This window comes from Pseudomonas sp. (assembly GCF_030696055.1).
In the GTDB taxonomy this organism is placed as follows: Bacteria; Pseudomonadota; Gammaproteobacteria; order Pseudomonadales; family Pseudomonadaceae; genus Aquipseudomonas.
Genome location: NZ_JAUYNP010000185.1, coordinates 1 through 19,050 on the forward strand (window position 1 = coordinate 1; position 19,050 = coordinate 19,050).

The following is a 19,050-nucleotide window of genomic DNA, read 5'->3' on the forward strand; positions in this document are numbered from 1 at the left end:
GCAGCGCTCGCCCTACGCCCTCTACCGCCCGGAGCTGGACCGCCACAGTCTGTTGCGCCTGGCGTTGATGAGCGAACTGAAAGGCGCGGTGGAAGACGGCCAGCTCAGCCTGTACTTCCAACCCAAGCTGAATATCCGCGCGCGCAGCCTGTACGGCGTGGAATGCCTGGTGCGCTGGATTCACCCGGTGCACGGCTTTATTCCGCCGGATGAGTTTATTCCCCTGGCCGAGCAGACCGGTAACGTCTGCGCCCTGACCCGCTGGGTGGTGCGCGCCGCCGTGGCGCAGAGCCGCGCCTGGCAGGACCAGGGCCTGGACCTGAAGACCGCGCTCAACGTCTCCGCCCTGGACCTGGCCGACCCCGACTTTGCCGGCTTTATCGCCGCGCAACTGATTGAACAGGGGGTCGCGCCGGGCAGCCTGATAGTGGAGATCACCGAAAGCGCGGTGATGGCCGACCCCGAACTGGCCATGGGCCAACTGCAGCAGCTGTGCGAGCTGGGCGTGCAGCTGTCGATCGACGACTACGGCACCGGCTACTCGAGCATGGCCCAACTCAAGCGCCTGCCGGTGCATGAGCTGAAGATCGACCAGTCCTTCGTCCGGGACCTGCTGAGCAACCCCGACGACGACATCATAGTGCGCTCGACCATCGAGCTGGGGCACAACATGAACCTCAAGATAGTCGCCGAAGGGGTGGAAACCGAGATCGTGCTGCAACGTCTGGACGAGCTCGGCTGCGATATCGCCCAGGGCTACCTGCTCAGCAAGCCGCTGCCACCGGCGGCCTTTGCCGACTGGCTGGCCAACACCCATTGGACGCTGCCGCGCCACAGCGAGTAAGCCCCGGCATTGCCCAAAGCAAAAAGGGGCCGCAGTACTGGACTGCGGCCCCTTGGAGATTGGCGCGTGAACGACTTAGAACCTGTTCCGGATCTCGCGAGCTAGAGCGAGACAAGGCGCTACGTTAGTAACAGCCTTCGGCTGGTCAAAACAGCCGAGAAACGCAGCGTAGCGGAGTAACAGCCAACGGCTGGCCCGCAGGGTGAGCGCAGCGAATCAAGCGGAGTTTACGAGTTGTAAATGAGCATGACTCGTTTCACTCGCCCTTCGGGCCGCGCTAAAGCGCGTTAGCCGCAAGCGGCTTGCCGAGGCTGTTTTTAACGCCCCTTTCTTTTATCGAGAGGGGCCGACGCGCAGCAGATCCGAGGCAGGTTCTTAGAACAGGTTGTCGCTGATCAGCATGCCATGCCTGACCAGGCAGGTCTTGCGGCCGAGCTGCAATTTGAGCGGGTTACGGGCGGCGATGACCCAGCCCTGGCTGAGTAGCTGATCGATATGCGCACGCAACGCGGGAAGGTAGCGTTGCTCTTCCACGGCAGCGTTCTTTCTGTTCGCTAATAGCAAAATCGAGATCCTTTCTGTATGCCAATAAAATGCAGGCTGCACGCGCAAGCGTGCCGGGCGACACGGTTGCTCCGTGACCCAGCTCGCAAAGCATAGTGGCCCTTTACTGGCCAGGAAAGCGGCAATGGGCCAGCGCGCCGTAGCCGATATGCGTCAAACGCCTATGGCGTTTGGCTTACATCGAAGCCATTGTCGAGGGCGGCGCCGGCAACCTCGGCCCCCGCATTGCCCTGGGGCGAGCTGAATTCCAGGTAGCCATCCTCGACCTTGCCGTAGCGCAGCAGCGCCAAATCCAGCAGGTAGTTCTGATACAGCTTCCAGGGCGCGCGATCCCCCTGCTTGGGAAGCTTGTCGGCGGCGCGCTGGATATAGCCGGAAGCCAGATCGAGAAAAGGCGCGTCCTTGACCTCGCGCCGCACATCGCGCGGGGTGCACTGACGCATGCCGATGGCGTCCATATGCTGGATCAGGCGGCAGAAGTATTCGCTGGACAGGTCGGCCTTGAGCGTCCAGCTGGCGTTGGTGTAGCCCAGCACCACCGCGGCGTTGGGCAGGTCGCGCAGCATGATGCCGCGATAGCCCATGCTCTTGGCCGCATCGAACGGCACGCCATCCACCGCCACCTGCATGCCGCCGAACAGCTGCAGCTCCAGGCCGGTGGCGCTGATGATCACCTCGGCCGGCAGCACCCGACCGGACTTCAGGCGAATGCCCTGGGCGGTAAAGCCGTCGATATGCTCGGTCACCACCGAGGCCTTGCCTGCACGCAGCACCTTGAACAAGTCGCCATCGGGCACCACACAGACCCGCTGATCCCAAGGCTGGTAGCGCGGGCTGAAGTGGCGCATATCGAAATCCGCCCCCAGCTGGCGCCTGGCCAGGCCGAGCAGCAGCTTGCGCACCAGATTCGGCCAGGCCTTGGCCAGTTTGTAGAAGCCCAGTTGCAGCGCCACATTGCGCGTGCGCGCCAAACGATAGACCCAGGTTTCCGGAAGGAAACGCCGCAGCCAGGTGGAGAACGGATCGCCCTGCGGCAGGCTCAGCACATAGCTCGGCGAGCGCTGCAGCATGGTCACGTGCTTGGCCTTGTCGGTCAGCGCCGGCACCAGGGTCACCGCCGTGGCCCCGCTGCCGATCACCACCACCGTCTTGCCGCTGTAATCGAAGTTCTCCGGCCACTGCTGGGGGTGGATAAATTCGCCCTGGAACTGCTCGCGGCCCTTGAACTGCGGGGTATAGCCAGCTTCGTAACGGTAATAGCCGGTGCACAGCAGCAACTGGTTGCAACTCAGCTGGAGCGGCTCGGGCTCGTCGCCGCGTTGCACCTGCAGGGTCCAGCGCGCCGTGGCGCTGCACCAGTCGGCCTTGAGCACCCGATGCTGGTAGCGGATCTTGCGGTCTATGCCATGCTCGCGCGCGGTCTCCTCGATATAGCTGAGGATCGACGGACCGTCGGCAATCGCCAGCGGATTGCTCCAGGGTTTGCAGTTGTAGCCGAGGGTGAACATGTCCGAGTCGGAACGGACGCCCGGATAGCGGAACAGATCCCAGGTGCCGCCCAGCGCCGCGCGCCCTTCGAGAATCGCGAACGCCTTGTCCGGGCACTGCTTTCGCAGGTGATAAGCCGCGCCGACGCCGGACAGGCCGGCCCCGATGATCAAGACATCCAGATGTTCCACCGACATGGGATTCCTCTCCCTCTCCAATATGCTGCTCGCCAGATTCAGCTTAGACGCCAGGCTTGTCAGCCAACCATTAGTACGGCGCCGGCCCGACTTATGCCCAGGCATTACCCCTAACGCACAAACCGACAGCTGCAGCTTAGAGTGGGTTTAAACTGTGCGCCCCGCCACGCCCCTAGAACGCCCATGAATTCCGCCGCCCTCGCCACCCTGCACGCCCATCTGCTCGACGCCCTGAATGCCGCCCCGGCCGAAACCCGCCGCCTGCTCCACGGCCGCGGGCGCTGCTGGCCGGGGCTGGAGCAGCTCAGCGCGGACTGGCTGCAAGGCGTGCTGCTGGTGGCGTTGTTCAAGCAGCCCGCGGACGCTGAACTGGCCGCGCTTAAACAGATGCTGCTGAGCCTCGGCCAATCCGCCGCCTGGCACCACAGCCAGGCCCACGGCCTGCTGCTGCAACAGCGCTACCTGGCGGACAGCCCCAGCCAATGGCTGCTCGGCGAGCCGCGGGAACAATGGCCCATCTGCGAACACGGCCTGCACTACCTGCTGGACCTGGGCACCAAGCAGAACAGCGGGCTGTTCCTCGACATGCGTTACGGCCGCCAATGGGTGCAGGCCCAGGCCCAGGGCAAACGGGTGCTCAACCTGTTCGCCTACACCTGCGGCTTCTCGGTGGCCGCCATTGCCGGCGGCGCCAGCCAGGTGGTCAACCTGGATATGGCCAGGGCCGCCCTGACCCGTGGCCGCGACAATCATCGGCTCAACCAGCACGACCTGAGCCGGGTCAGCTTTCTCGGCCACGACCTGTTCAAGTCCTGGGGCAAGCTGAGCAAGCTCGGCCCCTATGACCTGATCATCATCGACCCGCCCTCCTTCCAGCGCGGCAGCTTCGTGCTGAGCAAGGACTACCCGAAAGTCCTGCGCCGCCTGCCGCAATTGCTAACCGAACACGGCAGCGTGCTGGCCTGCGTCAACGACCCGGAAATCGGCCCCGACTACCTGCTCCAGGCCATGGCCGACGCCGCGCCAGGGCTGCGCTTTGTCGAGCGCCTGGCCAACCCACCGGAGTTTGCCGACATCGACCCGGACAGCGCGCTCAAGGCACTGGTGTTTCGCCAGGGCTGACGCCCGCCTGCGCCTCGTCCATTGCCCGGCCAATACTGGCCAACGGCCGCTTGTGCGGGTTAACCTCCAAGCAAATGTGAACGGCCGCACAGACGCTGTACGGCCCTCAGCCACAGGCGCAGCGGGACAGGTAGGGACGCCATGAGCCAACAGGATGGGCAACACAACACGCGCAGCGAGCAGCTCAACGCCGACTGGAACGACGCGCCCGCCTGGCTGCAGCCCAAACCACGGCCCAAACGCAGCGCCTTTAGGCGCTTTGCCCTGGTCTACAGCGCCCTCGCCATTATCGCCCTCGGCCTCTACCAGTTCGGCCAGCAGAGCGGCCTGATCCGCCTGCTCGAACACAAAGTCGCCGGCCTGCTTAACCCCGCCCCAGCCGTCACTGCACTCCAGCCTCTGCAGATGCAGCCGCCTGCCGATGCGCAGCGCATTCCGGAGCAACTCGACCCCATTCAACCCAGCAACCTGAGCAGCGCCCCGCTGAGCCCGCCGCAGCGGCTGGATGACTGCATCAAGCCCGGCAACCTGATCGACGAAAGCGTGGTCAGTTGCCGCTACGGCGAACTCCCCCGCGCTCAAGCGGCGCCCACCCAGGGCATGGTGTCGGCGGACTATCTGGCGCAATACCAGGCCGAGCAGGCCAAGCGCAACAATGCGCCAGCGCGGCACAGCGCTGAGCCCGAGGTCAGCAGCCAATGGATTCGCAAGTGGGACGGCAACGGCCAGTTCCTCGCCCAATGGCAGGCCGTGGATAACCGCATCGACAGCAGCAGCGTCTGCGCCAACCACCGACGCGGTTCGATCGATTATCGGGAATGCCGCAAGGCAGCCAAGCAGTATTTCAAGCTGGAGTGTCGCCGCTGGGAACAGCGCTGGGACAGTGATAGGCGGGATTTAAGTAGGCGAATGGAACAGCGGTATTGCAGTGCGGGGAATGGGTTTAGTCCGATGGGGTAAGGGGATTTATTGCGGGTTCTCTTTGCTTGTGGCTCCAGCCCAACAGGCGCTCAGCAGGTAGCTATGGCGAATATCCTACAAGGATCAACGGTATTTCGCCCTGTCGCCAATTGGCTCGCGCACCTAACCTAACTACATCCACCGAGCGCCAGGACGGCCTCGGGATCAAGGACGATCGACCATAGCCAAGGTGGCTGCCAATAGGATGTTGGGATGGTCAGGAAAAAACCCGCTTCGGCGGGTTTTTTGTTGCCCGAAAAACGCAGCACTCGGACTCCTGACTGTATTGGCAGCCCTATTGTTTGGCCGATTGCTGGAAGGGCAAGGCGACACCCGTTGGAGGCGGTCGAGCGCCGCGATACTCATTCATCGAACCCGCAGACGGCACTTAACCAGCGACTCAGCACCACAACACCAGGCGCGCAATCTCCCCGCCCATACGCCCCAATAACGCCGTATAGGCAGCGCCAAGCCAGCAACCGCCTGGGTATCACCGCCTTCCGCCACAGGCTTTTCTCAGACTGCAGATCACGGCAAACACGCCCGAATACAACGGCAAATCGTTAAATATGGGTTATAAATTCAACATACGCCAACTGGGTTGCCAACATGAAATGCCTGAGGGTAGGCCTGCTGCTTCTGCTGGTGTTTTCCGTCCTGCTTGGGCTTCCGGCTTCCGCTGCAGAGGGGCCATTGTTCTCCCAGCCGCTGCGTATCGCCTACAACGACGATTGGAATCCCTATAGCTATCTGGGCAGCGACGACAAAGCCCACGGCATCCTGGTCGATGTGCTGGAGGAGGCGCTGGTGCGCCGTATGGGGCTCAAGGTGGAGCACTACAGCTACCCCTGGAACCGTGTGCAGCTGAATGTCCAGCAGGGCACTCAGGATGCGTTCATCACGGTGCCGACACCGGAGCGGCTGAGCTACTCGGTTTCGTCCACGGCAACCGCCTTTGTGGTGGAGATGCGCGCCTTCGTCACCCCCGCTTCGCCGCAGTACGCCGCGCTGCTTAAAGTGCGCGAGGTTGGCGAGTTCGCCCCGTTCCGGGTCTGCGATATCTACGGTAACGGCTGGGCCAAGCGACTGTACGACAGCAACCAGATCCAGGTGACCTGGTTCCGCAACAACCGAATCGTTATGGACCAGTTGCTGCACGACCACTGCGATCTGAGCATGGGCGCCATCGAAGTGGGCCTGAAGCTCATCCGCGACCTTGGGTTGGAGGGGAAGCTGACGGTGCTGCCGGAAATCTTCGATTCGATGAGCTTCACCCTGATGATCAACAAGAATTCGCCCTACGTCGGCATTCTGCCGAAGTTCGACCAGACCATCCGTGAAATGCACGAAAGCGGCAGCATCGAGCGGATCATCCAGAATAATCGGCACAACTAGCCGCTGTGCGGATCGGAACGGCGAGAGGCTAATCGAGACCCGCACGGTGCGCGGGGCTGCTGGGTATCGCGGCCAAGACCAGCAAGATATCGCAGCGGTAACCTGCCCCCGCAGAGCTTCGCGGGATGATCGGCTAGTCGCGAACGGCTAGATCACCGACTCCAGCTGAACCTCTTCCACCGCATCGATCCGCTCGGGGGGCTGCACCCCGGTCAATTCGCTGATCAGCCGCCACTGCCGATCCAGCTCCTTACTCACGGCTTCCATGCGGGCGATCATCTTCGACCCGGCGCTGCGCACATCCGGGTCGTGGCTGCGCAGCAGGTCGAAAGATAACGAGGTCATTGACGCCGTCAGGTGGGTGATGCTGCGCGAGGTGAGCGTAAGCAGTTCGGTGAGTTGCTGTTCTTTAGAACCCATGGTCGGCCGTCCTTGCCAAGCGCCATTACAATCGAGGTGGAGCAGCAAAGCATGCCGCGGTGTAACAGAGCAACAGCAGAAATGACGCGGCGATGACGAGTCTGTTGTGCATGGGCGAGATCCTTTCGCGAGTGCTGCCCGGCGCGATTTAACCCAGCACCCTGGTTGAAGCAAGCCCCGCGTATCCTGGAACGCCGTGGCCCCGGAAACCCTCGGGCAAGGGCGGGCTCGTCTAGAGTTAAGCCACCCCCAACTGAACAGGGATGCGCCTGTATGACTCTCAGAACCCTTGCCTTCGGCTTGTCGGCCACGCTGCTGCTGGCTGGATGCGCCAGCGATACCACTCAACCCGCGCAGTACTCGGGATTTCTCAGCGATTACTCGCAGCTGCAACCGGCGCAATCGGCCAGCGGCGCACCGGTGATGCGCTGGATCTCGCCGGACCTGAACCTGCAACGTTATACCTCGGTGCTGGTGGAGAAGCCGCTGTTCTACCCCGCCCCGCAGCCCAATGCGCAGGTCAGCCAGCAGACCCTGGATGAAATCGCCAACTACCTGCAACAAGCCATGCAACGCGAGCTGGCGGGGCGCCTGCGCATCGTCCAGCACCCGGACCAGGACACCCTGGTGCTGCGCTCGGCCATCAGTGCCGTCAGCCTCTCGGCGGAAGGCCTGCAGGTCTACGAGGTGCTGCCGATTGCCCTGGTCGCGGCGGCGGCCAGCACGGCCGCGGGCACCCGCGACCTGAACAGCGAGATCTACGTCGAGCTGGAAGCCATAGATGGCGGCAACAGCCAGCCGATGGCGCGGGTGGTGCGCAAAGGCCATGGCCTGCAACTGGAAAACGACAGCAGCCAACTGAGCCTCAAGGACATCAAGCCGGCGCTGGATATATGGGCCAAGGATGCACGCCTGTTCAAGCCCTGACCGACCTTTCTAAGGCTAGGTCCCAATTACCTGTTGCCCGCAGCTTTTGTAGGGTGGGTGGCGCAGAGGCTGGTTGGCAAAACAACTGCGCCACTAACCCACAAACAAAAGCTGTGCGCCATGTAACCCACCAAGCGGTGATCGGCCTGCCCCCTCTGGTGGGTTACGGCGCAACTGACTACGCATCAGCAGATAGCCCGTGGTCACGCGCAATCCCCATGGATGGGGTGAATGCCGCAAGCCCGCCGGGAGCGGGCGCGGCCTAACCCTACGAATCAGCGCGCCCCGGCCTTACTCAGGCGAAGACAAAGTACTTGCGCACGGTCTCCAGCACTTCCCAGGTGCCCTTCATTCCCGGCTCGACGATAAAGATATCGCCGGCGCGCAGGTGGATGGGCGCCTGACCTTCTGGAGTGATGATGCAGTAGCCCTCCTGGAAGTGGCAGTACTCCCATTTCTCGTAGGCCACCTGCCATTTGCCGGGGGTGCAGATCCAGGTGCCCATGATCTTGCTGCCGTCCTCCGAGGTGTAGGCATTGAGGTTGACGGTATGCGGATCGCCGGCGAGCTTGGTCCATTTGCAGGCATCGAGCAGCGGCAGCGGGTGGGTGTCGCGCAGTACGGTGATAGGCGGCATGGTGACTCCAGAAGTGGCAAGAAACAGCAGCGGCCAGCCTAAGCCGCCAGGGCGGCGCCCCACTGTCCTGGGCTCGACCTCCAGCTATCTGGAAACGCAGCCAACCGACCGAAAACTCAATAACAACAGCCCAGGCCGTGCCGCCGCCCGGGCGCCGCTCAAAGCCCCTGCAACAGCTGCAAGGCCTGGCGCAACACGCCTTGCTGATCCCCCCGATCCACCGCCACATACCAGTTGAAATGAAAGCCCTGCTCACCGATGGCCAGTACCTTGAGGCCCTGCTCGTCGCCATCCAGCAGCCGCCGCGGCAGCAGGCTCACGCCGACGCCGGCGCGCACCAGGGCGATGATGGCCGGCACATCCTGAATAGGCTGCAGCGAACCCAGCTGGATCTGCTGCGGATAGAGGTAGCGCCGATACAGATAGGACTGTTCCAGCTCGAAGTGGTAGAGCAGATCGACTCCGGCCAGGTCGGCCACCTCCAGCCAGGGCAGGCTGGCCAGAGGGTGTGCGGGCGGGGTAATCAGCACCATTTCGTCCGGGCGCAAGGGCTGGAAATCGATTTCCGCGGCCGCGCTGACCTCGCCGACTATGGCCAGGTCGCATTCCTTCTGGCGCAGGCTCAGCAGCAGATCGGGCACCTGCTTGACCTGCACCTGCACATGGGGAAAGCGCTGACGCATCTGCTGCAACCAGCCGGGCAGCCAGTCGGCGCGGTGCAGGCGGTCGATGCCCAGGCGCAGGCGACCGGCATCGCCCTTGCCGTAGCGCGCCAGGTAATCCTCGAGCACCGCCACATCACCGAGAATGCGCTGCGCATGGCTGTTGAAGGCCTGCCCCGCCTCGGTCGGCAACATGGCCTTGCGGGTGCGGTAGAACAGGGCGAAGCCGAGGCGGCTCTCCAGCTCGGCCAACTGCTTGCTCAGCGCCGGCTGCGAGATAAACAGCAACTCGGCGGCGCGAGTGAGGTTGGCGGTTTCGCTGATGCTGCGCACCAGGCGCAGGTGTTTGATCTCCAGACGCACGTTGCTGACTCCCTTGCCCTGGCGGACGGCTAGCAGGCCGTTGAAAAATGTAGCGAGCGACGGCTAGGCAAGGCGAAATCGGCCAAGGAAGCGGAGTGTACGAGTTGTACATGAGCATTCCGAGGGCGATTTCAACGCCGCATAGCCGAGCGCAGTAGTTTTTCAACGGCCTGCCAGGCGCCATCTTCACCGCAGCCGCTGGTTCAGTCCAGCCGGCGCGCCGGGATCAGCTCGGGATGCGCCTCGTCGCGACGGTGGATGGCGACCTTGCAGGCGCCGCGCACCCGCGGGTCGGCGCGCGATTCGAGCACCCGCAGTTGCCCGCCGATCTTGCCCAGCAGGGCGCGGTCGTACTCCATCAGACGCTGACAGGCCGCCACGTCGCCGCTGCCCTCCAGCGAGCAGGGAAAGTGGATGGTGCAATAGGCGACCTCATCCGCCACGCGCTCGATCTGCCAGAAGCGCGGCAGGCCGAACAGGCGCCGCCACTCCTCGGCCATCGCCCGTACGTCGTGCTGGGTGTGCCCCTGGTTGCGCCACCAGGTCCACTGCGCGAGCAGGCGGGCGATCCAGCGCGTACGCCAATGCCAGCGGCTGCGCGCCAGGGGCCCGGTAAAGCCGTTGACCCGTTGGTAGAGGGCAATCTTCTGCTCGTCAGTGCTCATGACCGCAGGCCTCCCTGCACGAGCAGCACGCTGGTCACCAGCAGCACCAGCATGGTCAGGCCATGGCTGAGCTGGCGCAGCCGCAGATGGTGGCCGAACAGGGCGACGCAGTACAACAGGCGCAACCCGATAAAGGCCGCCGCCAGGCCGATCACCCAGGCCGCCTCCCCGCCAGCGCTTTCCAGCAAATACAGCAGGCTGATAAACAGCAGCGCCTGCTCCAGGCTGTTGCCATGGGCGCGGATGGCGGCGGTCAGAGCCGGGTTACCGGCATCGCCAAAACTCACCCTATGGCGCAAGCGCTGGCGCGAGACATTCAGGGACAGGCCGATCAGCAGCAAGGCCAACAGACCGGCAGCGGGAACGCTATAGAGCATGCCAAACCTCCTTCGCAGAGTGACTGAAACACCCGCCAAGGCTAAGCAGGCGCTGCCGCCAAGTAAAAGCACGGCTGCTTATCCTGGCGATTCCCTGGGGTTATCCCACAAGCCCTGCAAGCCGCCGCAACAAGGGCTCAGGCCCTGGCGCGACAGCCGCCGCCGAGTGTCCCGGCCGAGGGCCAATCTGCGTGCTACTTTGAACTAGGCCTGTTCGCTCTTCCCGCCGCCTGCCCGATCCGGAGATGCCTTATGTCGACCCTTTACCGCCTGGTAACCCGCAGTGATTTCGACGGCCTGGTGTGCGCCGCACTGCTCAAACACCTCAACCTGATCGACGACATCCTGTTCGTCCACCCCAAGGACATGCAGGACGGCAAGGTGGCGATCAGCAGCAACGACATCACCACCAACCTGCCCTATGTGGCCGGCTGCTACCTGGCCTTCGACCACCACCTGAGCGAAACCCTCCGCAATCAGCCGGCGAGCAATCACCTTATCGACGCCGATGCGCCCTCGGCGGCGCGGGTGGTGTGGAAGCATTACGGCGGACATGAGGCCTTCCCCCGCGAGTGGGACGAGATGATGGCGGCGGTGGATAAGGCCGATGCCGCGCAGTTCAGCCGCGACGAGATACTCGAGCCCCAGGGCTGGGAGCTGCTCAGCTTTATCATGGATGCGCGCACCGGCCTGGGGCGCTTCCGCGATTTCCGCATCGCCAACTACCAGCTGATGATGCAGCTGATCGACTTCTGCCAGACCCACGGCATCGATGAAATCCTCCAGCTGCCGGATGTCGAGGAGCGCGTGGCGCTCTATCAGGAGCATCACCAGGCCGCCAAGGCGCAGATCCAGCGCTGCGCCACCGTCTACAGCAACCTGGTGGTGCTGGATTTGCGCGACGAGGAGACCATCTACGCGGTCAACCGCTTCGTCATCTACGCGCTCTACCCGCAGTGCAACATCTCCATCCATGTGCTGTGGGGGGTCAAAAAACAGAACACCGTGTTCGCCATCGGCAAGTCGATCCTCGACCGCAGCTCCACCACCAATGTCGGCGAACTGTGCCTGAGCTACAACGGCGGCGGCCACGCCAATGCCGGCACCTGCCAGCTGCCCAATGAGGATGCCGAAGCCGCGCTGCTGGAGCTGATTGCCGAGATCAGCGCCGACGGTTAAGCAGGGCCCCGCCAGGACGGACAGGCCGCGGGCTTGTCCGTCGGCTAAAGCTTAATGGTGGACCAGGCGGCGCCATGTCCGCCCTACTCGCCTCAACCAAGCCTGGGTCTATTGCCGCCCGGGCGCGCATGCCCCTTGCGGACTAAGCTGTCCGTCATGAGTACAGCCCCCTATATCACCGCACAAGAAGCCAGCCGCACGGATGCGCCGGCGGGCCTGCGCATCGGCGGTGACTGGACCCTGGTGCACTACGCCCGCTTGCAATCTCAGGTGCTGGACCTGCGCGGCCAGCTGAGCGCCGCGGCGACTATCGACCTGCAGGCCCTGGGCGCGCTGGATACCGCCGGCGCGGCGTTGCTGGTGGAACTGCTCGGCCAGCAACGCCTGGCCGAGCTGGCGGCCACGACCCCGGAGCTGACCGCCGAGCGCCGCGCGCTGTTGCAGGCGGTGGGCGCGGCCCTGCGCGACTCCGCCGAGCCGCTGCCGGCCAGGCGGGTGGCGACCTGGCGCGAGCTGCTCGGGCATATCGGCCAGACGCTGGAGGCGCTCTATCGGCAATGCCTGGCGCTGCTGGGTTTTATCGGCCTGTGCCTGAGCGCCATGCTGAAGATCTCCCTGCGCCCCGCCCGCTGGCGCATCACCTCGCTGGTCTATCACTTGGAGCAATGCGGGCTTAACGCGGTGCCCATAGTGGCCCTGCTGACCTTTCTGGTCGGCGCCGTGGTGGCCTTTCTCGGCGCGACCATACTGGCCGACTTCGGCGCGAGCATTTACACGGTCGACCTGGTGGCCTTCTCCTTTCTGCGTGAGTTCGGCGTGCTGCTCACCGCCATCCTGATAGCAGGACGCACGGCCAGCGCCTTCACCGCGCAGCTCGGCTCGATGAAGACCAACGAGGAGATCGATGCGCTGCGCACCCTGGGCCTCGACCCGCTGGAACTGCTGGTGTTGCCGCGGGTGTTCGCCCTGCTGATCGCCCTGCCGCTGCTGAGCTTTATCGCCATGCTCAGCGGCATCCTCGGCGGCGCCGTAGTCTGCGCCCTCAGCCTGGATATTCCACCGGCCATGTTCCTCGCGCTGCTGCAGGAAAATATCGCCCTCAAGCACTTCCTGGTGGGCATCGGCAAAGCCCCGCTGTTCGCCTTTCTGATCGCCGTGATCGGCTGCCTGGAGGGCTTCAAGGTCAGCAACAGCGCGCAGTCGGTGGGCGAGCGCACCACCTCCAGCGTGGTCCAGTCGATCTTCGTGGTGATAGTGCTGGACGCGCTGGCGGCGCTGTTTCTGATGGAGATGGGCTGGTGAGCGGCGCGACGCTTATCGAGGTGCGCGAGCTGGTCAACCGCTTCGGCGCGCAGATCGTGCACCAGGGCCTCAACCTCGACCTCTACCGCGGCGAGGTGCTGGGCGTGGTCGGCGTCTCGGGCAGCGGCAAGTCGGTGCTGCTGCGCAGCATTCTCGGCCTGCGCCGGGCCAATGCGGGCAGCGTGCGGGTGTTCGGCGAGGAACTGCTGGCCTTGCCTCCCGAGCGCCGCTCACAGCTGGAACGGCGCTGCGGCGTGCTCTATCAGCGTGGCGCGCTGTTTTCCTCGCTGAGCCTGATCGAGAATATCGCCCTGCCGCTGATCGAACACGCCGGCCTCGACCGCGCCAGCGCCGAGCGCCTGGCCCTGGTCAAGCTGGCCCTGGTCGGCCTGCCGCGCGAGGCCGGCACCCAGTACCCGAACGCAGTGTCCGGCGGCATGATCAAGCGCGCGGCCCTGGCGCGGGCCCTGGCCCTGGAGCCGGAGATACTGTTTCTCGACGAGCCCACCGCCGGCCTCGACCCGATTGCCGCGGCGGCCTTCGACCAGCTGATCCTGACCCTGCGCGACGCCCTGGGCCTCAGCGTGCTTCTGGTCACCCACGACCTGGATACCCTCTACTGCATCTGCGACCGGGTGGGGGTGCTGGCGCAACAGCGCGTGCTGGTGGCCGACCGCCTGGAGGTGGTGGCGGCCACCGACCACCCCTGGATTGTCGAATATTTTCACGGCCCGCGTGGCCGCGCCGCCGCACAGGCCGCCCAGCGCGCGCCAGGGAGAGCCTGAATGGAACCGCGAGCCCATCATGTGCTGATCGGCCTGTTCAGCGTGCTGCTGCTCGGCGCCGCCCTGGGCTTTGCCCTGTGGCTGAGCAAAGCCAGCTCGGAGCGCGAATTCAACGACTACGACGTGATCTTCACCGAGGCGGTCAGCGGCCTGTCCCAGGGCAGCGCGGTGCAGTACAGCGGGATCAAGGTGGGCGACGTGGTCAGCCTCGACCTCGACCCCGGGGACCCGCGCCGGGTGCGCGCGCATATCCGCGTGGTGGCCACCGCGCCGATCAAGCAGGACACCCGCGCGCGCCTGTCGATCACCGGGATTACCGGGACGACGCTGATCCAGCTGTACAGCGGCACGCCGCAGAGCCCGTTGCTGAAAAGCCAGGACGATAAGCACGCGGAAATTATCGCCGACCCCTCGCCCTTGTCGCGCCTGATGGCCAATAGCGAGGACCTGGTGATCGGCATCACCCGCCTGCTCGACCGCGCCAACCAGCTGCTCTCCGAGGAAAACCTCGGGCGCATCGCGCGCACCCTGGCGCATATCGAACAGACCAGCGCCGGCCTGGCCGAGCAACGCGACGAACTGCGCCAGGCGCTGCAGCAGATGAGCAGCGCCAGCCAGGAAGCCGCCACCTTGATGCGCAATGCCAATAGCCTGCTCGGCGGCCAGGGCCGCGAGGCGCTCGGTAGCGCCAAGCGCCTGCTGGCCTCGCTGGAGCGCAGCAGTGCCACCCTCGAACGCCTGCTCACAGACAATCGCGCGAGCCTCGACGGCGGCATGCAGGGCCTCGGCGAGATCGGCCCGCCCCTAGTCGAGCTGCGCGAAAGCCTCAGCGCCCTGCGCGCGTTTTCCCAACGTCTGGAGCAAGACCCGGCCGGCTACCTGCTGCGCAGCGACGGCATCAAGGAGTTCCAACCATGAGCCGGCTACGCCCCCTCGCCGCCCTGCTGCTGGCCGGCCTGCTCGGCGCCTGCTCGATCCTGCCGCCCAGCGAGGCGCTCAGTATCTACCGTCTGCCGGCCAGCGCCCTGCCCGCGCACACCAGCCCGCGCAGCGCCTGGTCGCTGCGGGTGAATAAACCCTACAGCAACCCGCTGCTCGACAGCACGCGGATCGCCGTGTTGCCGCCGGGCGACCAGATCAGCGCCTACCAGGGCGTGCGCTGGAGCGACCGCGCCCCCGCGCTGCTGCGCGACCGCCTGCTCGCGGCCTTTATCGATGATGGCCGGATCGCGGCGGTGAGCAGCGACGAGAGCCGCCTGCAGGCCGACCTGGAGCTGGACGGCGACCTGCGCGCCTTCCACAGTGAATACCACGACGGCCGCCCCAGCGCGCGCATCCTCCTGGAGGCCCGTCTGGTGCACAGTGCCAGCCTGCGCATCATCGCCAGCCGGCGCTTCGCCGTCAGCCAGGCGGCCAGCGACAGTTCGGTCGGCGCGGTGGTCAAGGCCTTCGGCCAGGCCGGCGACCAACTGGCCCGCGAACTGCTGGACTGGACCCTAAGTCAGGGCCAGGCGGCGCGACAGCAATAACCCCCCTGACCGTCCGCATTCCCTTAGCAGCGAGAGGAGCAGCGTCCATGGACAAATTTATGCAAGCCGCCATCGCAGAAGCCCGCCTTGGCCTGGCCGAAGGCGGCATCCCCATAGGCTCGGTGCTGGTGCATAACGGCCGCATTCTCGGCCGCGGGCATAACCGTCGGGTGCAGCAGGGCAGCGCCATTCGTCATGGCGAGATGGACGCCCTGGAGAACGCCGGCCGCCAGACGGCGCAGGTCTACCGCGAGTCTGTGCTCTATACCACCCTCTCGCCCTGCGCCATGTGCAGCGGAGCGATACTGCTATACGGCATCCCCACAGTGGTCATAGGGGAAAACCAGACATTCCTCGGCGAAGAAGCGCTGCTGCGACAGCGCGGGGTCAACCTCGAGGTGCTGCAGAACACCGAATGCCTGCAGCTGATGCGCGACTTTATCGCCAAGCAGCCCAAGCTATGGAACGAGGATATCGGCGAATAGCCCGCCACCCGAGCGGTGGACAAGGCTGCGCCATGTCCAGCCTACGACTGTGCTTCGACCCAGCTGCGTACCTCGGCATAGGGGTAGTCTTCCAGCGCGGCAAAGCCGGCCAGCTGCCGGGCTTTCAACTTGGTAAATAGCGGCACGCCGATGCCGCAGAGAAAGCGCGTCAGGCATTCGCTGCTGGGCGCGCAGCCCTTCAGCTCCTGGTGCTTGTGCAGCAAGCTGCCGGCCAGGCGGGGCAGGTCCTGTTCGGCCAAGGGGCGCAGGGGCGGCGGCGCGGGCAGCTGGGCGACTTGCCCGCGGCATACCGAGCAATGCCCACACTGCTGCGGCGCGTTGGCATCGCCGAAATAGGCGGCCAGGCGCTGGCTCAGGCACTGCCGGCTCTCGAACAACGCCAGCATGACGTGGATGCGTCGAATCTCGCTGGCCTCATGCCGGCTGAAATAGGCGTGCAGCTCCTGGCTTAGCGCGGCCGGGTCGAAGCGCGGTTCGAGCAGCGCGTAGACCTCGGTCATCTGCTTGCTTTCCAGCTCTATCCAGCCCTTCTCCTGGAAGTAATCCAGGGCCTTGATCACCCGTCCGCGTTCGGCCTGGTGTTGCCGATAGAGCAGGTCGAAATCCACCGTGCACCAGGTGCGCGCCCGTTGCGCGGTGGCGATCAGCGCCTCGACGAACTGCCGGCGTTCGCCCTCGAACTTGTCCAGCAGCGCCTGGGGTTCCAGCAGGTATTTGAAGCGATACTCGGCGAAATAGGCGTAGCGCGGGGCGATAATGCCCTTGAGTTCAAGCTGCACCAGCAGGGTCTTGAGCGGCAGCTGGCGGATATTGCTCTGTTCGCTCAAGGCATTCAGCATCAGTTCCCACTCGCCACCCGGACCTGACGCTAATAGCTCATCCAGCACGCAGCGGATGCCGTCCAGCTCCGGGGTGTCGCCGTAGACGAAATTCTCCAGCACGTTGAGGCTGTCGCGGTTGGCCAGCACCAGGCAGTCGGAGGGCTGGCCGTCGCGGCCGGCGCGACCGATCTCCTGGCTGTAGTTCTCGATGGACTTGGGTAGGTCGAAGTGCACCACATTGCGGATATCCGCCTTGTCGATGCCCATGCCGAAGGCGATGGTGGCGACTATGCAGTTGATCTGCCCGGCCATAAATTGCCGCTGGATCGCCTCGCGCGCCTCGTGCGGCATGCCGGCGTGGTAGGCGCTGGCGGCGCTGCCGCGCTGGCTGAGGCGGGCGGCCACCTGCTCGGCGGTCTTCTGCTGGGTGACGTAGACGATGCTCGGCTGCCCAGCCTTGGCCCCCAGCCATTCGAGCAGGCGGCGCTGCTTGTCTCGGCCTGCGACCGGCTCCACCAGCAGATTGAGGTTGGCGCGGTAGAAGCCGGTGGTCACCACGTCCGCCTCGGCTATGGCGAACTTGGCCTGCATATCGGCGATCACCGGCGGCGTGGCTGTGGCGGTCAGCAGCAACACCTGGGGGATGCCGAACTGGCGCTGGTAGTCCGGCAGCTTGAGGTAATCCGGGCGGAAGTTATGCCCCCATTCGGAGATGCAGTGGGCCTCGTCGATCACCAGCAGGGAGATCGGCACCTGGGCGATAAAGTGGCGAAAGCGCTCGTTCTTCAGGCGCTCCACCGAGATCATCAGAATCTTCAGCTCGCCGGCCTTGGCCCGCGCCATCACCGCGCTGGCCTCCTCGCGGCTCTGCGCCGAGTCGATGCTGGCGGCGCTGATGCCGCGGCTATGCAGAAAGGCCAGCTGGTCCTGCATCAGCGCCAACAAGGGCGAGACCACCAGGGTCAAATACGGCAGGTGCAGGGCCGGCAGCTGGTAGCACAGCGACTTGCCCGAGCCGGTGGGAAAGATCGCCGCCGCCGAACGCCCGCCCAGCACCGCACTGACCACGGCATCCTGGCCGGGGCGTAGTTGCTGGAAACCGAAGACCTCGGCGAGGCTGTGTTGGATCATGGTTCAGTCCTTTGCATGACGGGAGGCTAGCAGCCTGTCCTGAAATACGGTTTTTGCATGTTGGGCTTCGTTCCTCAGCGCCAACCTACAATCTGTAGTCAATTGCCATTCTCCGACAGGTTCCCAGGGCAGCCATTGTAGGCATCTAGACACGGCATATCGACCCGTAGCCCGGATGCAATCCGGGAGCGGTTTGTCGCTGCGGTATCTTCCCGGCTTGCGTCCGGGCTAGCGGTTCCGAGCTGTCGGCACCCCTATCCCGTCTGGCAGCCTGTATAGCATTCGCGGTAATTTCGAGCGGAACCCGCCGCGCTGTTCCTGCAACCACCTTTCTAAGGATTTCCCATGCCCGATCTTTCCGCCTTCCCGATTACCCAGAAATGGCCCGCCACTCACCCGGAGCGTTTGCAGCTGTATTCACTGCCCACGCCCAACGGGGTCAAGGTGTCGATCATGCTCGAGGAGCTTGGCCTGCCTTATGAGCCCCATCTGGTCAATTTCGCCAGCGATGATCAGCTGTCGGCGGCCTTTCTCTCGCTCAACCCGAACAACAAGATCCCCGCCATACTCGACCCCAACGGCCCGGGCGGCCGGCCGCTGGCGCTGTTCGAGTCCGGCGCGATTCTGCTGTACCTGGCCGAGAAGACCGGGCAATTGCTGCCCCAGGACCCCGCCGGGCGTTATGAGACCCTGCAATGGCTGATGTGGCAGATGGGCGGCATAGGTCCGATGTTCGGCCAGCTCGGCTTCTTCAGCAAGTTCGCCGGCAAGGACTATGAGGACAAACGCCCGCGCGACCGCTATATCGCCGAGTCCAAGCGACTGCTCGGCGTATTGAACCAACGTCTTGCCGATCGCACCTGGATCATGGGCGATAGCTACAGCATCGCCGATATTGCCACCTTCCCCTGGGTGCGCAACCTGCTCGGTTTCTACGAAGCCGGCGAACTGGTGGAAATCCACAACTTCCCCCATGTCAGCCGCGCCCTGACGGCATTTCTGGCGCGCCCGGCGGTCATCCGCGGTCTCGATAGCCCCAAGCGCCCCACCTAGTCTGTCTAACGATTAAGCTAACCGGCGAGCAAAAGCGTGGCTTTTGCGAGTCCAGCGAACGAAGTGAGCGAGGTTCAGCGACTTGTTAGCACGGCTCAACCGAACACCGCTGGTTGAAGTCAA

20 protein-coding genes are annotated in these 19,050 nt (G+C 64.5%); 12 read left to right on the forward strand and 8 right to left on the reverse strand.

What is annotated here, in order from left to right; genetic code table 11:
• A partial coding sequence (locus tag Q8Q83_RS10880) for a bifunctional diguanylate cyclase/phosphodiesterase (RefSeq protein WP_305623617.1) occupies positions 1–844 on the forward strand: 844 nt, incomplete at its 5' end.
• A gap of 375 nt (positions 845–1,219) precedes the next feature.
• Here the strand turns inward: Q8Q83_RS10880 and Q8Q83_RS10885 are convergent.
• Positions 1,220–1,378, reverse strand: coding sequence for a hypothetical protein (locus Q8Q83_RS10885; RefSeq protein ID WP_305623618.1), 159 nt, complete (start codon positions 1,376–1,378; stop codon positions 1,220–1,222).
• A 191-nt stretch (positions 1,379–1,569) separates the two neighbouring features.
• Positions 1,570–3,093 (reverse strand): NAD(P)/FAD-dependent oxidoreductase, encoded by a 1,524-nt coding sequence (locus Q8Q83_RS10890; protein WP_305623620.1) that lies wholly within the window; start codon positions 3,091–3,093, stop codon positions 1,570–1,572.
• Positions 3,094–3,276: 183 nt separating this feature from the next.
• Here Q8Q83_RS10890 and Q8Q83_RS10895 point away from each other — a divergent pair, with 183 nt between their 5' ends.
• From Q8Q83_RS10895 to Q8Q83_RS10905, 3 genes are all read left to right on the forward strand, one after another.
• Positions 3,277–4,215 carry a class I SAM-dependent methyltransferase gene (locus Q8Q83_RS10895; RefSeq protein WP_305623621.1) on the forward strand — a complete coding sequence of 313 codons (939 nt, stop codon included), beginning with the start codon at positions 3,277–3,279 and terminating at the stop codon, positions 4,213–4,215.
• A 141-nt stretch (positions 4,216–4,356) separates the two neighbouring features.
• Complete coding sequence (locus tag Q8Q83_RS10900) at positions 4,357–5,175, forward strand: hypothetical protein (protein WP_305623623.1); 819 nt, start codon at positions 4,357–4,359, stop codon at positions 5,173–5,175.
• A gap of 693 nt (positions 5,176–5,868) precedes the next feature.
• Positions 5,869–6,570 (forward strand): ABC transporter substrate-binding protein, encoded by a 702-nt coding sequence (locus Q8Q83_RS10905; RefSeq protein ID WP_305623625.1) that lies wholly within the window; start codon positions 5,869–5,871, stop codon positions 6,568–6,570.
• A gap of 147 nt (positions 6,571–6,717) precedes the next feature.
• Here the strand turns inward: Q8Q83_RS10905 and Q8Q83_RS10910 are convergent, their stop codons facing one another.
• The gene (locus Q8Q83_RS10910; RefSeq protein WP_305623627.1) at positions 6,718–6,990 is read right to left on the reverse strand and encodes a hypothetical protein; all 273 of its coding nucleotides are present in this window, start codon (positions 6,988–6,990) and stop codon (positions 6,718–6,720) included.
• 273 nt (positions 6,991–7,263) lie between these two features.
• Here Q8Q83_RS10910 and Q8Q83_RS10915 point away from each other — a divergent pair, with 273 nt between their 5' ends.
• Positions 7,264–7,917, forward strand: a complete 654-nt coding sequence (locus tag Q8Q83_RS10915) for a DUF3313 domain-containing protein (protein ID WP_305623628.1) — start codon at positions 7,264–7,266, stop codon at positions 7,915–7,917.
• A 295-nt stretch (positions 7,918–8,212) separates the two neighbouring features.
• Here Q8Q83_RS10915 and Q8Q83_RS10920 read toward each other — a convergent pair whose 3' ends face one another.
• The 4 genes from Q8Q83_RS10920 to Q8Q83_RS10935 all read right to left on the reverse strand — a co-directional run bounded on the left by Q8Q83_RS10920 (position 8,213) and on the right by Q8Q83_RS10935 (position 10,621).
• Positions 8,213–8,554 (reverse strand): cupin domain-containing protein, encoded by a 342-nt coding sequence (locus tag Q8Q83_RS10920; RefSeq protein WP_305623630.1) that lies wholly within the window; start codon positions 8,552–8,554, stop codon positions 8,213–8,215.
• Positions 8,555–8,712: 158 nt separating this feature from the next.
• Entirely contained in the window at positions 8,713–9,579 is an 867-nt protein-coding gene (locus Q8Q83_RS10925) for a LysR family transcriptional regulator (protein WP_305623632.1), read from the reverse strand.
• Positions 9,580–9,782: 203 nt separating this feature from the next.
• Entirely contained in the window at positions 9,783–10,244 is a 462-nt protein-coding gene (locus Q8Q83_RS10930) for a hypothetical protein (RefSeq protein WP_305623634.1), read from the reverse strand.
• Positions 10,241–10,621 carry an MAPEG family protein gene (locus tag Q8Q83_RS10935; RefSeq protein ID WP_305623636.1) on the reverse strand — a complete coding sequence of 127 codons (381 nt, stop codon included), beginning with the start codon at positions 10,619–10,621 and terminating at the stop codon, positions 10,241–10,243. Before Q8Q83_RS10935 ends, Q8Q83_RS10930 begins: the two co-directional genes overlap by 4 nt.
• 252 nt (positions 10,622–10,873) lie before the next feature.
• Between Q8Q83_RS10935 and Q8Q83_RS10940 the strand changes: the two genes are divergently transcribed.
• The 6 genes from Q8Q83_RS10940 (at position 10,874) to Q8Q83_RS10965 (ending at position 15,901) form a co-directional block, all read left to right on the forward strand.
• Positions 10,874–11,800: an exopolyphosphatase gene (locus tag Q8Q83_RS10940; protein WP_305623637.1), complete on the forward strand. Its 927-nt coding sequence runs from the start codon at positions 10,874–10,876 to the stop codon at positions 11,798–11,800.
• Between the two features lie 156 nt (positions 11,801–11,956).
• A complete protein-coding gene (locus Q8Q83_RS10945) occupies positions 11,957–13,102 on the forward strand; it encodes an ABC transporter permease (RefSeq protein WP_305623639.1) in 1,146 nt (381 codons plus the stop codon).
• Positions 13,099–13,887 carry an ABC transporter ATP-binding protein gene (locus tag Q8Q83_RS10950; protein WP_305623640.1) on the forward strand — a complete coding sequence of 263 codons (789 nt, stop codon included), beginning with the start codon at positions 13,099–13,101 and terminating at the stop codon, positions 13,885–13,887. The genes Q8Q83_RS10945 and Q8Q83_RS10950 overlap by 4 nt, the downstream gene beginning before the upstream one ends.
• A complete protein-coding gene (locus Q8Q83_RS10955) occupies positions 13,888–14,805 on the forward strand; it encodes an MlaD family protein (protein ID WP_305623641.1) in 918 nt (305 codons plus the stop codon).
• Positions 14,802–15,416, forward strand: coding sequence for an ABC-type transport auxiliary lipoprotein family protein (locus Q8Q83_RS10960; RefSeq protein ID WP_305623642.1), 615 nt, complete (start codon positions 14,802–14,804; stop codon positions 15,414–15,416). Before Q8Q83_RS10955 ends, Q8Q83_RS10960 begins: the two co-directional genes overlap by 4 nt.
• Positions 15,417–15,463: 47 nt before the next feature.
• Positions 15,464–15,901 carry a nucleoside deaminase gene (locus Q8Q83_RS10965; protein ID WP_305623644.1) on the forward strand — a complete coding sequence of 146 codons (438 nt, stop codon included), beginning with the start codon at positions 15,464–15,466 and terminating at the stop codon, positions 15,899–15,901.
• Between the two features lie 41 nt (positions 15,902–15,942).
• On the opposite strand, the gene Q8Q83_RS10970 is transcribed toward Q8Q83_RS10965, so the two are convergent.
• Complete coding sequence (locus Q8Q83_RS10970; RefSeq protein ID WP_305623645.1) at positions 15,943–17,874, reverse strand: ATP-dependent DNA helicase RecQ; 1,932 nt, start codon at positions 17,872–17,874, stop codon at positions 15,943–15,945.
• A 345-nt stretch (positions 17,875–18,219) separates the two neighbouring features.
• Here Q8Q83_RS10970 and Q8Q83_RS10975 point away from each other — a divergent pair, with 345 nt between their 5' ends.
• The gene (locus Q8Q83_RS10975) at positions 18,220–18,927 is read left to right on the forward strand and encodes a glutathione S-transferase N-terminal domain-containing protein (RefSeq protein WP_305623647.1); all 708 of its coding nucleotides are present in this window, start codon (positions 18,220–18,222) and stop codon (positions 18,925–18,927) included.
• The last annotated feature ends 123 nt before the right edge of the window (positions 18,928–19,050 follow it).